The following is a 12,620-nucleotide window of genomic DNA, read 5'->3' on the forward strand; positions in this document are numbered from 1 at the left end:
CTTATACGTCGTGCCGACGTCGCTTGTTTGGTGTAGATGGTTGGCCGCCATGGCGATCTACCATTTTTCCGCCAAGATCATCTCGCGCGCCAGCGGCTCCTCGGCGCTGGCGGCTGCTGCCTATCGCTCCGCCTCGCGGCTGCACGATCAGCGGCTCGATCGCAACCACGACTTCTCGAACAAGGCCGGCGTCGTCCATTCCGAAGTGCTGCTGCCGGGTGGTGCGCCGGAGGCGTGGCGTGACCGGGAAGCGCTGTGGAATGCGGTCGAGGCCGCCGAGGTCAGGAAGGACGCGCAGCTTGCCCGCGAGGTCGAGTTCGCCATCCCGCGCGAGCTCGACGAGGCCGAGGGCATTCGGCTCGCGCGTGACTTCGTCGGACGGGAGTTCGTCGCGCGTGGCATGGTCGCCGATCTCAACGTGCACTGGGACATCGGCGCCGATGGTGAACCCAAGCCCCATGCCCATGTCATGCTCGCCCTTCGCGAGGTGAACGAGGAGGGGTTCGGCAAGAAGAACCGCGACTGGAACCGCACCGATCTGCTCGAGACCTGGCGTGAACGTTGGGCGGGTCATGTGAATGCCAGGCTCGCCGAACTCGACATCGATGCACGGGTCGATCACCGCACCCTGGAAGCGCAAGGCATCGACCTCGAACCCCAGCACAAGATCGGCCCCGCCGCCTCGCGCATGGTCGAGCAGGGGCTCAGCAGCGAACGGCTTGTCGAACACCACGCCATTGCCCGTGCCAATGGCGAGAAGCTCATCGCCAACCCGGCGATCGCGCTGGATGCGATCACCCGGACGCAGGCGACCTTCACTACCCGCGACCTGGCGATGTTCGTCCATCGCCATAGCGAGGGAAAAGAGCAGTTCGACCAGGTGATGGCGGCGGTCCGGGCATCCCCCGAACTGGTCAAGCTCGGCAAGGATGGACGGGGCCAGGAGCGCTTCACCAGCCGCGACATGATCGACACCGAGGCGCGGCTGCAACGCGCCACGGTGAAGCTCGAAGCCAGCCGTCGCCACGGGCTGAGCGACCAGCATCGCAAGCTGGCATTGGTGCGGGCCGAGATGCGCGGGCTAATCCTGTCGAGCGAGCAGCGTAGCGCCTTTGACCATGTCACCAGCGGCAAAGGGCTGGGTGTCGTCGTCGGCTATGCCGGGACTGGTAAGTCGGCAATGCTGGGTGTGGCGCGCGAAGCATGGGTGAGCGCCGGCTATCAGGTTCAGGGCCTGGCGCTGTCGGGCATCGCGGCCGAGAATCTGGAAAGCGGCTCGGGCATCGCGTCGCGCACCATCGCCAGCCTCGAACACCAATGGGGACAGGGACATGACCTCCTGTCCAACAAGTCGATCCTCGTCATCGACGAGGCGGGCATGATCGGCACGCGCCAGCTCGAGCGGGTGATCGCCGAAGCCGAGAAGCGCGGTGCTAAGGTGGTGCTGGTCGGCGACCCCGAACAGCTTCAGGCGATCGAAGCAGGCGCTGCCTTCCGCAGTGTTGCCGAGCGCCATGGCAGCATCGAGATCACTGACATTCGCCGCCAGCGTGAAGATTGGCAGCGCATGGCGACGCGCCAGCTCGCCACCGAGCGCACCGGCGAAGCGCTTGGCGCGTACCAGCAGCATGATGCGATCCATGTCGCCGAGACGCGTGAGGCGGCGCGGGTCGATCTGATCGACCGTTGGGACCGGCAGCGTCAGGCAGAGCCCGGCGCCAACCGGATCATCCTCACCCACACCAATAACGAGGTAACCCTGCTCAACCAGGCGGCGCGCGGCCGACTGCGTGCGCGGGAAGAGCTTGGCGACGATGTCACCCTGCAGGTCGAGAAGGGCGAGCGTCACTTTGCTACCGGCGACCGGGTGATGTTCGGGCGCAACGAGCGCAACCTTGGCGTCAAGAATGGCTCGTTGGGGCGAGTCGAAAGTGTGACCGCGACCCGCATGGCGGTGATGCTCGACAACGGCACCGCGGTCGCCTTCGACCTCAAGGATTATGCCGCTGTCGATCATGGCTATGCCGCCACCATCCACAAGGCGCAGGGCATGACCGTCGATCGGGTGCATGTACTGGCGACGCCGGGGCTTGATCGTCACGCCGCCTATGTCGCGCTGTCGCGGCATCGTGACGGCGTCGATCTACACTATGGCCGCGACGACTTTGCCGACCATGACCGGCTTGCCGCCACGCTGTCGCGCGAGCGGGGCAAGGACATGGCGTCCGATTACCCGGCCACGGACAAATCAACCGAGGTTGCGTTGTCAAAGCCACGCGACCGGTTTGCCGGTCTCAGGCTCACCCGGGTCGCACGCGACGAGGTTGTGCGATCACCGCTCGATCACGCGGTCGAGAAGGTGGGCCGAGCGGTTGCCGACATCATGCGAAGCCGTCGCCAGGGCTTCGAGCTGCTCCCCCACCAGCAGGCCGCCCTCGATACGGCGGTCTCGGCGCTGAAGGCAGTTCGTCCCGACGGTGTTCGTGACATCCGCGCTGTCTTCAACGCCGATCATGGGCTCATCGAGGAGGCCGCCAGGGGGAGGACGACGCAGGTCGTCCGGGCGATGATGATGGAAGCAGAGATGCGCGAAGAGCGCGCTGCTCATGCATTGGCGCTGGACGAGAAGATGCGTGAGCAGCGCGCTCTTCGCGCTGACCGGTTCGTCGAGGATTGGACCAGACACGCCAGGCGCGCGGCGGCATTCGACCGGAACGGCGAGCGCTGGCGCGGCGATGAGGTTCGCGAGGCGATGACCGGCATGGCCAAGAGCCTCGAGCGCGACCCACAGCTCGAGTCGCTGTTGCGTACCCGGGTCAAGGAACTCGGCATTCGCGCGTCCGGTGGGGCTTCATTGTCCCATGATCTCCAGAACTGGCTCGGCCTCTCGCGGGGCCGCGGGCTGGGGCGGTAGGCTGTAACCATGACCCAGCCCACCGATGAAATCACCGGCGAGACCACGCTCGCCTTTGAAGATCTCCGCGCCGAGATCAGCCTGCTACGACGAGCCGTGGAAGGCCTCACCGCTGCCCGCGAACGAATGCCGGACTATACGCCGACACTCGGATCGATGATGGCGCAGCTCAAAACGACGCAGGAGGCATTGCAGCGGATCGAGCGCAGTCCCGCTGTCGCGCTGACGCCCACCGAACTGACAAAGGAGATCGTGCAGGCGGCCGCAAACGCCAGGTTCGAAGATGCCCGCAAGCTCGACGAAGCACGCGACACCATCGCCCGATCGATCGGGAGGATCGATGGCATCGTCGAACGCGGCCAATCGGTGGAAGGCCAGTCTCGCCTGCTCCGCCGGAGCTGCGCAGCAACGGCGATGGCGACAATCTTGCTCTGGTCGATACTGCCCGGCGCGATTGCCCGGTCGCTTCCGGCGAGCTGGCATGTGCCTGAGTGGATGGCAGCCAGGATCGTTGGACCGGAATACGTCAATACTGGTAAAGGCGGCAAATTGGTGATCAACCCGGAACCGCAGCCGAACGGCCACCAAGTGGCCAAATCCCGTAATTCGCCGGATTGATGGAAATCCCGAGGGCCGGCGTTTCATCAGGCATATCGATGAAAAACTGGGTGGGAAGCGGAACGTCCGCTTTCGAGCGCGATTGCGGAAAGGAGATGTTCGTTCAGACGGCGGGGCAGGGGGCTCGAACGCCCGCCGGTGGTGGAAAGCGGAATGACCTCTTTCGGGCAACCCAATGCGCTTATCGCCCGCCGTTCGCGGCGGAAGGCATGGACCCGCGACGGACTGAAGCATACTTTGAGGTTAGCGGATGTGAAGCGACCCTTCGGGACGACGTTAAAAGTCGAAAGCACGCGCTTACTCTGTTCACGCGGTCATAATGATGCCCCGAGGAACGCGGAGGAATCAACTTAAACTCGGACCGTCCACTGGGTTCCAATGAATGAACTGTAAGTCCGCCACTACGCTCGTCCCCTCAAAAACTGGATCGAGGTCGATCTGTCCCTCGAGCGCGGCGAAATAATCAGCAAAAAGGCTACGCAGTCGGCGCCAACTCGCGCTCTTAGGTAGCAGGCTCGCGCCGAAATCCGCCTCATCGAGCGGCTCGGTCTACGGAATTTCTCTGAGCTTCACCCCAGTGATGGTTTCCCCATCAAACGAGAGTGTAAGCTGGACCGTCGGTGCGTCCGCGGAAGGTCGAACCAGAAGGTGGGCATCCGCCAAGTGCTGTCGGATGAATTGGATTGCGGGCGCTAGGGTCGCCGTCCGCTGGTGCCGCAGGAGTGGGCTGATCTGGCCGTCCTTGGGAACTAGGCGGAGCGATCCCTCCCTGCCGCGATGGCGCGTAATGCTCGTGCGCGACCTCGAGCACGATGCTGAGCAGGCGCGCCCGATGCCGGGAACAACGCGTCAATTGCGTGTCATCGCGGCATGGATCGGCAGTAGCGCCGCGCCCAGCGCTGCCCCGGCACCACCCAGGGGCGAAATCTTGACGGCGTAGCGCCCGGCATCGCTCTCTTCGCGATGGTCGCCCCAGATAATGTCGCGGCGGTTCAGGCGGTCGGCAAGACTGTGCATGATAGCCGCGGGCAGCGGGCTCATCAGCCGGATCGCGCCGGGTTCAAACCAAGCGATCGCCGAGTTGATCGTCGCCAGCAACTGGTCCGCCGCCCGGTCCAGCCAGCGATCGATGACCGCCTCATATCCGCCAATGACCGCACCGAAATTTGCGAGCGATTCGACCGGGCAGCCTGCCGCACGCAGCGTCGCGATCAGGTCGAGGGTCGTCGGACGGGGTAGGTCGCCGGGATAGAACATCCCGATCTCCCCGGCGCTGCCCGTCTCACCGCGCATCAGCCGGCCTTTATGAATGATCCCCGCGCCGACGCCGTGTCCCAGCAGGATCACGACCGCCGTGGTGCAGCGGCCGATCAGCCCGCCCAGATAATATTCCGCCAGCGCGGCGGCGGTCGCGTCGTTCTCAATCCAGACCGGCAGCTGGAGTGCCTGTTCGAAAATGTCGCGCAACGGCGCATTTTGCCAGCCCGGCAGATTGCGGACGATGCTCCAGCGATTGCCGTCGCGCGACAAGGCCGGTCCAGGGGCGCTGAATCCGACGCCATAAAGCCGCTGCCCCAGCAGGCGATGCTCGAGCGTCAGGTCATGGATGCGTCGGTCCACATGGCGCGCAAAGCCCGCCGGATCGCTCAGCTCGATCGTCTCGGACGTCAGCGCGATGACGCCGCCGGCATAGTCGACGACCGCGATCTCCAAAATCCCGGCATAGAGCGCCAGTCCGAAGGCATAGCCACCGGCTGGCGAGATGCGGAGTGGTACGGTGGGGCGACCGCGGCCGAGCGCTGCCTCCGACGGCAGTTCCTCGATCAGGCCGTGTGCGATCAGCGCTTTGGTCAACCGGGTCGTGGCACTGTTGCTGATCTGAAGCATCGTCGCCAGCGTGGAGCGGGACTGCGCGCCCAGCGTGCGCAACTGCCACAGCAGGCGTTTCTCTTCATCCAGCAGGGCGAGCGACGGGTAGCGCATCGGGCTAACATAAATGACGCAGCTGCAAACAAAACGAATTTATTTTCACAGAAATAATTAAATCCGTCACATTTAAAGGCGATCGGCGCGCTCAATCGAACATCGCATTGGGGGACAACCAAAATGAAACGGCATCAACTCGCCGCCGGCGCCGCAACGGCCGCGCTGTGTATTCTGGCCGCGCCGGTTGCGGCGCAGACCGCCAAGCCGGCCGCGACCGCCACGGTCGACACGACCACGCCTCCAGCCGATCCGCCACAGGGCAGCGACGACGGCGCCACGGACATCATCGTCACTGGTTCGGCCCGGGCGCAGCGTCGCTTCGACGTGTCCTATGCGATCAATTCGCTGTCGCAGGCCGATGTGCAGAAGATCGCACCGAAGAGCTTCGCCGATCTGCTCGGCACCGTCCCCGGCATCCAGGTCGAGGCGACCGGCGGCGAGGTACAGAACATTACCCGCGTCCGCGGCATCCCGACCGATCGCGGCTACCTGATCTTCCAGCAGGACGGCCTGCCGCTGTATCATGAGATCGACGGCGTCTTCTTCAATTCCGGCGAAGGCATGAACCGCTACGACCTCATGACCGAACGGGTCGAGATCGTGCGTGGCGGTCCGGCGCCGATCTACGCCAGCAGCGCGGCGGCGATCGCCAACAACATCACCGTCTCGGGCGGCCCGGTCGCACGCGGCAACGCGCAGCTTACGCTGGGCGATACCGGCCTCTACCGGCTCGACGCGATGCAATCCGGCCCGATTGGCGACAATAGCTATTTCGCGATCGGCGGCTTTCTGCGGCAGCATGACGGCTATCGCTATGGCGGCTTTCCCAGCGACAAGGGCGGGCAGATCCGTGCCAATCTGAAGCGTGACCTCGCCAATGGCTTCGTCAAGGTTTCGGCCGAATATGTGAACGACCACAACGTCTTCTACCTGCCGATCCCGATCGCCGATCCGCGCAATCCTTCGGTGTCGCTCAATCCTTATATCGACTATTTCACCGGCACGCTGAATTCGCCGTCGCTGCGCAACGTCAACATCAAATATCGCGACGGTGCGGGTATGATGCAGGGCATGACCCGCGACCTGTCCGACGGCCGCCATATGCGCTTCTTCAACGCCGCGGTGAATTACGAAGGCGACTTCGACGGTTGGAAGGTGTCGGCCAAGCTGGGCGGGAGCAAGGGCAAGTCGAGCTTCGACGCATTCTACTCCACTACCAACCCGGCCGATGCCAACACCTTTGCCGCCAATTACCTGACCGCCGCGCGCAATGCCTTCGGGGCCAGTGTCGCGCGCCTGGGCTATGCATTTGCCGGCACCAACGGCGCGTCGGCCTATGATCCCTCGACTGCGTCGGGCCTCGTCATGTCCGGCCAGTATCGTGCTTCGGAATCGGATTTCTATTCGGTCCAGGGCGACCTGAGCGTCACCCGCCGGTTCATGACCGGCATCGGCGAGCATGACGTCCGCGTCGGCGTGTACGGCGCCTTCTATGGCAACACGCTGGACCAGGCCTATCAGGACATGTTGATCGAGGTGCGCAGCCAGCCACGCACCCTCGACCTGCTCGCCTATTCGGCAACGGGTCAGGTGCTGGGTTCGGTCACGCAGAACGGCGTGCTGCGCTATACCACCACCCGCAACAAGGGCGCGGCCGATGCCCAGATGATCGCCTTCTACGCCAACGACACCTGGGAAATTACGAACGGGCTGCGCGTCGATGCGGGCGTCCGCACCGAACGCTACGGCTACAAGGGCTTTGCGCTGCCGACCACGCAGGTGAACCTGGGCGATGCGACGACGCTGGCCGACGACACAACCCGCGCCTTTACCGGCCAGGTACTCGATCAGCGCCTGTCGCCGAGCGTGACCAACTGGACGGTCGGCGCGAATTACGACCTGACCAACCATTTCGGCGCCTATGGCCGCATCTCGACCCTCGAAGTGCCGCCGCAGATGGGCGTGGTTTCCAGCATCAATCCGACGATCGTCAAGACCAAGGCGCGCCAATATGAAGTCGGGCTGAAGGCGAGCTTCGGCCCCAACTATCTCTATGCGACCGGCTTCTACACCAAGTTCAATCCGTTCAACGCCTCCTTCGCCGCGTTCAATCCCGTCACCGGCCGCAACGACCAGACGCTGCCGTTCATCGGCGAGGCATCGGTAAAGGGCGTGGAAGTCGATGGCCGGGTCGCGCCGGTGCGCTGGTTCGCGCTCGACGGGTCGGTCACTTGGCAGAACCCGGAATATGCGAACCTGCAGAACACGTCAGGCGCCGACCCGAGCGCGGTGAACGGCAACCAGATCATCCGCGAAGCCAAGTTCTTCGGCAATTTGCGCCCCAGCGTCGATTTCAATCTGGGCGAGCAGCGCGTGTCGGTGTTCGGCCGCTTCGAATGGGTCGGGCGCCGCTATGTCGACCTGTTCAATCGGACCGCGATGCCGGGTTATCAGACGGTTGGCGCGGGCGCGTCGGTCGACTCCGGGCCATGGCGCCTGCAGGTCGTCGGCGACAATCTGTTCAACGCGCACGGACTGACCGAGGGCAACACCCGGACCGACCAGTTCGCCGGCCAGGGTTCGGGGGAGGCGATCTATGGCCGACCGTTGTTCGGGCGCAACTTCCGCCTGATCGTAAGCCGCAGCTGGTGATGCGGCCGATGGCCTCTGCTGCGGTGCTGGCGTTGACCACGCTTGTTGCCCCGGCGCAGGCGCAGGCGCAGGCGCAGGCGCAGGACGTGGCGGACGGGGCAGTGGCCGCCTTGTCCGTCCGCCTCTTCCCCCTGCTAGACGCCGCCGGACGAGATCCGGCGGCGATCGGGCGGATCGCCGGCACGCCCGAGATGCAGCGCGTGCTGTCCGCCCGGCGCGACCGTCGAGCCGACTGCGGGACGGACCTTGCCTGTCGGGCGCAGGCGATGCTTTGGAGCCGGCAGGAGGCCGACGCCCTGCGCCGCGCAGTGGTCGGCCAAACCGCGCTGCCCGCCGCCGATGACGGGGTGGCTGCGCAGGCGGACCGCGAGATTGCGGGCATCAACATGATCGTGCGGACCTACGCTTTGGGGGCGGTCCCCACCAGCGCGATCGACGGGCCCGGCACCGTATCGCCGCTGGATCAGCAGACGCGGCTGCAGGCGGCGGACTGGCTTGCCGCGACGCCACGTGCCGGATCGGCGCAGCGCCTCGACCCCAGTATCGATTATGCGCTCGCCCTGCTCGATGTCAGTGACCGGACGGATGCGATCGGCCATGAACCGCTGACTGGCGGGGCCAATGCGGCGGCGGTGACGCGCGCGAAACGGCTGGACTGGCAGCGCTATCGCTATGGCGCGATGATCGTCACCGGCGTCGGTCCGGAGATCGACGGCGAACGGCTGAGTCCTTTCGGCAAGTACCATCTCCGTCTCGCCGCGCGTCGCTTCGCGCAAGGGGATGTCGCGTTCATCCTGGTCAGCGGCGGCCGCGCCCATCCGCGTGCGACGCCGATCACGGAGGCCGACGAGATGCGCAAGGCATTGATCGAACGCTATGGCATCCCGGCCGATGCGATCATCAGCGAACCCTATGCCCGCCACACCACGACCAATTTGCGCAACGCCAGCCGGCTGCTCGCGCGGATCGGAATGCCCACCACCACTGATACGCTGATCATCTGCAATCCCGTGCAGAGCGCCTATATCGAAAGCGCGAAGTTCGCCGAACGCAACCGGACGGAGCTGGGCTATGAACCTGGCCGGGTCGTGCGCCGCGTCTCGCCGACCGAACTGGTCTTCCGTACCTCCAACCAGTCCGACCGCGTCGATCCGCGCGATCCGCTCGACCCCTGAAAGGACCAGCTATGCGTCGCTTTGCCCTGGCCGCTGCCCTGATGCTGTACCCCGCCGCCGCCCATGCGTGGGGCGGGACGGCTCATGCTGTGATCGACCGGGCAGCGATTCAGTCCATTCCCGGCGACGGCCCGGTCTTCCTGCGCCGCTATGAAGACTACATCGCCGCCTCGGCCGCGCTGCCCGACCATTGGCGCGGCGATGCGGAGGGTTTCTCGAAGATCGAGGAAGATCCGAATCATGGCTGGTTCCGCGAACAATTCGCCTTTCTGAAACCCGTGCCGCGCTCGCGCTATGAATTCATCCTCGCGCTCTACAAGCAATATGACCGCATCAAGGACCGCGATCCCGCGACCGCCGCGCGCACCAATGTCCGCTGGACCGGCACGCTGCCCTATGCCGCGATGGAGGCGTATGACCGGCTGATCGTCTGTATGCGCGCTATCCGCGCTGCGCAGGCCAGCGGCGGCGATGCGTCGGTGCCTGAGCAGCATTGCGCGTTCCAGGCGATCCGGCTGGGTCATTACATCGGCGACGGATCGCAACCGTTGCACACCTCGGTGAACTCCGATGGCTGGCGCGGCCCCAATCCCGACGGCTATACCCGCGACCGCACGATCCATGGCCGGTTCGAAAGCGGCTTCGTCGATGCCATCGGGCTGAAGGCGGCCGACATCCTGCCGCAAATCGGGGCGCCTGCGCACGCGCAGGGTGACATGTTCGATGCCGTGTTGCGCTTTCTCGACCAGTCGGGCGACCGGATGGAGACGGTGTATCGGCTGGAGAAGCGCGACGGCTTCCGCAACGCCGCCGACCCGGATGTGCGGGCGCTGGTCTATGAACGGGCCGCGGCGGGTGCCAAGATGCTGCGCGACATGCTGTGCCGCGCCTGGGCGGAAAGCGCGTCGCCGCCCGCCAAAATTTCACCCTCTCCGCTGGATTTCGCCAACCCCCGCTTCAATCCCGAAACCGGTTCTGTCGCGCCCTGACGCCGGGCAATCGTGCGCAGCAGCCGGGCATGACGCCCATGGTCGAGCGTGAAGCGCCGCAGCAACTGCAGAGCCAGCGCCGCACCGGCGAGCGGCACGCCCAGGCCGAGCGCGACCATGCCGATCCGCACCATCTCCGGCTGCACCGCGCCCGGCACATAGCCTAGCAGGTTCAACACTCCGCCGATCATAGCGGTCGACGCCGCGCTGCTCGCCTTCACCAGCACCAGGTAGAAGGCGAACAGCCCGGTTTCGAAGCGCCGCCCGTGTCGCCATTCGACAACGTCGATGGCATCCGCCAACAGACCCCAAGGCAGCATGAAGACGCTGGCAAAGCCGAAGCCGATCAGCGCCGCGCACGCGACCTGCCCCGCCGGCCACGGCAAGGCGCACCCGAACAGCAGCAATCCGAGCGCGCTCACCGCATGTCCCGCTGCCAATAGCCGCGCCGTCGCAAAGCGATGTGCAAGCGTGGTCCAGGCAAGCACACCGCCAAACTGTCCCAAGGTCAGCGCGGTCAGCAACAGAGGGACCGATCCCGGTCGAGCGACGACGTAACTTCCCAGATACAATAGCATCCGCCCGAAACAGGGCATCGCAAATCCAGTCAGCAGCGCCAGTGTCCCCATCCCCAACACCATCGGATCGCCCAGCGGTACCCGAATGCTATCGCCGCGTAATGCGTTGGCGGCGCGCCCGGTACCGCCCGACGCCCAAACGCACAGCAGCATCGTCATCGCGAAGGCCAAACCGATCACGATCCCGGTCCCGGCAAGCGCGCCGAACTGTTGCGTACGGCCGGCTTGCTGCACCACCGGCGTCAGCACGGCGGCGACGACCAACGCGCTGGCGGTACTGAAGAACAGCCGGTATCCCGAAACCCGCCCGCGGGCGCGGCTGTCGCGGCTGACCTGCGCCATCAATGCGTTATGCGGCACGTCGACGACGGCATAGGCGCTGCGAAAGACGAGGATCGCCGCCGTCAGTACCGCGATCCGCTGCACGCCTAGCACCGGCATCGCATAGATCAGCGCGAATGCCGCCGCACAGGGCAGGGCCGCCACGGCCACTGTCCAGCGATAGCCCCGGCCGGCCGCGCGACAGGCGAGCACTAGCCGGGCCGCCAGCAGGTCGAACACCAGATCCCCCAGCGCCGCGAACAACAGCATCCCGGCCGCCCGCGTGCCGCTAAGGCCCAGCACGTCGGTCAGCAGATAGAGGATCGTGAGATCGGCACCACCGAACACCAACGCTTTGCCGAAATTGCCCGACGAATAGGCGATCATCCGGCTCTCGGCCGCGATGGTCGTTACCGGGGCTGGCGAGGGGACGTTCGTACCAGAAATGGGAAGTCGCCTCTGTCACCGCTGCGGCGGACACCGGTACCATGGCATCATGTCATTCTGAAGACTGCGACGGCAGCCGCACCGGGCCGTCAGGCACGGCCCCTTTAGCGGCGGGACCACGTAATTCTTTAGCCCGAGCCCGAACGACCCGCGAACTCGCGACGTAGTCCGGCTTCCAGCTCTTCGGCCGGCTCGTGCGCATCCTCAAAGACTGGGCGCCCCCGCTTGCGCCGCTGTGCCTGTACTACTCCAACCGGCGCAATTCCCCTGCGGCCTTTCAAGTCTTCATCGCACTTGCCCGCTACTTCGCCGCTGGGCGGCTGCCACAGTCGTGAGCGCGACTGCCGCGGGCGCTGCGATAAACACGCTGCAGCAGATAGCGCGGGTTACAACGTGCCATCAGCGGCGGCTTTTCACCTTGCGATTACTTCGCCCGAGAGACTGAACGTGCGACGAATGCTTGCCGTCGTCGGCTGACATGAACAAACGTCCGGTGTCAGGAAGGCCGGAGACCTGCCCCAACGTCCGGGACTGGGTCGCGCACGCCGCAGAACCGTCGAGCATCTAGTGACATAGCGACGGTCGTAGCCGGCGGAAGGCGCCGGTTCAAAGTACGGACATTCTGAACCGGGGTTCCGACACACGGAACTCTCGGAAACCGCGTAACGGGGTCTGCAGCGTCGAAACCGTCCGGCTTTCGACACCAAAGACTCAGTTGCAGACGCTCACAGCAGCATGCCAAATTCTCGAAGGCGGACGTCCATTCAGGCGACGCAGCGCGACCGAAAGTGGGCCGAAAGCGGTCGTCTATAAGGCCCCTGTACATTGTAGGGACGCAGATTCACGGTAGGCGTCGTCGTCATCGGGCGACCTATTTTCGCAGGTTCTCGATCCCGAGTTCGTGCCACATCCATGTGAAGTCGTAGGTCGCCATCGGATC

6 protein-coding genes and 2 pseudogenes are annotated in these 12,620 nt (G+C 65.0%); 6 read left to right on the forward strand and 2 right to left on the reverse strand.

The genetic code is table 11. The features are described 5' to 3' along the window. Positions 1–49: 49 nt before the first annotated feature. Positions 50–2,914, forward strand: a complete 2,865-nt coding sequence (gene traA / locus MF607_RS13845) for a Ti-type conjugative transfer relaxase TraA (protein ID WP_242119747.1) — start codon at positions 50–52, stop codon at positions 2,912–2,914. 9 nt (positions 2,915–2,923) lie between these two features. Next, positions 2,924–3,532 (forward strand): hypothetical protein, encoded by a 609-nt coding sequence (locus MF607_RS13850; RefSeq protein ID WP_242119748.1) that lies wholly within the window; start codon positions 2,924–2,926, stop codon positions 3,530–3,532. 849 nt (positions 3,533–4,381) lie between these two features. Here the strand turns inward: MF607_RS13850 and MF607_RS13855 are convergent. After that, positions 4,382–5,515 carry an ROK family transcriptional regulator gene (locus tag MF607_RS13855; protein ID WP_242119751.1) on the reverse strand — a complete coding sequence of 378 codons (1,134 nt, stop codon included), beginning with the start codon at positions 5,513–5,515 and terminating at the stop codon, positions 4,382–4,384. A 123-nt stretch (positions 5,516–5,638) separates the two neighbouring features. On the opposite strand from MF607_RS13855, the gene MF607_RS13860 reads away from it, so the two are divergent. Genes MF607_RS13860 through MF607_RS13870 form a run of 3 tightly spaced genes read left to right on the forward strand, consistent with a single transcriptional unit; the run spans position 5,639 to position 10,334 of the window. Beyond that, positions 5,639–8,170, forward strand: coding sequence for a TonB-dependent receptor (locus tag MF607_RS13860; protein ID WP_242119753.1), 2,532 nt, complete (start codon positions 5,639–5,641; stop codon positions 8,168–8,170). Then, positions 8,170–9,345, forward strand: coding sequence for a YdcF family protein (locus MF607_RS13865; protein WP_242119784.1), 1,176 nt, complete (start codon positions 8,170–8,172; stop codon positions 9,343–9,345). The genes MF607_RS13860 and MF607_RS13865 overlap by 1 nt, the downstream gene beginning before the upstream one ends. An 11-nt stretch (positions 9,346–9,356) precedes the next feature. After that, positions 9,357–10,334 carry a phospholipase C/P1 nuclease family protein gene (locus MF607_RS13870; RefSeq protein ID WP_242119755.1) on the forward strand — a complete coding sequence of 326 codons (978 nt, stop codon included), beginning with the start codon at positions 9,357–9,359 and terminating at the stop codon, positions 10,332–10,334. 53 nt (positions 10,335–10,387) lie between these two features. Here the strand turns inward: MF607_RS13870 and MF607_RS13875 are convergent. After that, a pseudogene (locus MF607_RS13875) lies at positions 10,388–11,620 on the reverse strand (MFS transporter); the annotation flags it as partial. Between the two features lie 245 nt (positions 11,621–11,865). Here MF607_RS13875 and MF607_RS13880 point away from each other — a divergent pair. Continuing rightward, positions 11,866–12,015, forward strand: a pseudogene (locus MF607_RS13880) (LysR family transcriptional regulator); the annotation flags it as partial. Between the last annotated feature and the right edge of the window lie 605 nt (positions 12,016–12,620).

It is taken from the genome of Sphingomonas lacusdianchii, from assembly GCF_022664395.1.
Classification (GTDB): domain Bacteria; phylum Pseudomonadota; class Alphaproteobacteria; order Sphingomonadales; family Sphingomonadaceae; genus Sphingomonas; species Sphingomonas lacusdianchii.

Coding starts and splice junctions, on each gene's coding strand:
- traA (WP_242119747.1), top strand. CDS start 50: ATGGCGATCTACCATTTTTCCGCCAAGATCATCTCGCGCGCCAGCGGC.
- MF607_RS13850 (WP_242119748.1), top strand. CDS start 2,924: ATGACCCAGCCCACCGATGAAATCACCGGCGAGACCACGCTCGCCTTT.
- MF607_RS13855 (WP_242119751.1), bottom strand. CDS start 5,515: ATGCGCTACCCGTCGCTCGCCCTGCTGGATGAAGAGAAACGCCTGCTG.
- MF607_RS13860 (WP_242119753.1), top strand. CDS start 5,639: ATGAAACGGCATCAACTCGCCGCCGGCGCCGCAACGGCCGCGCTGTGT.
- MF607_RS13865 (WP_242119784.1), top strand. CDS start 8,170: ATGCGGCCGATGGCCTCTGCTGCGGTGCTGGCGTTGACCACGCTTGTT.
- MF607_RS13870 (WP_242119755.1), top strand. CDS start 9,357: ATGCGTCGCTTTGCCCTGGCCGCTGCCCTGATGCTGTACCCCGCCGCC.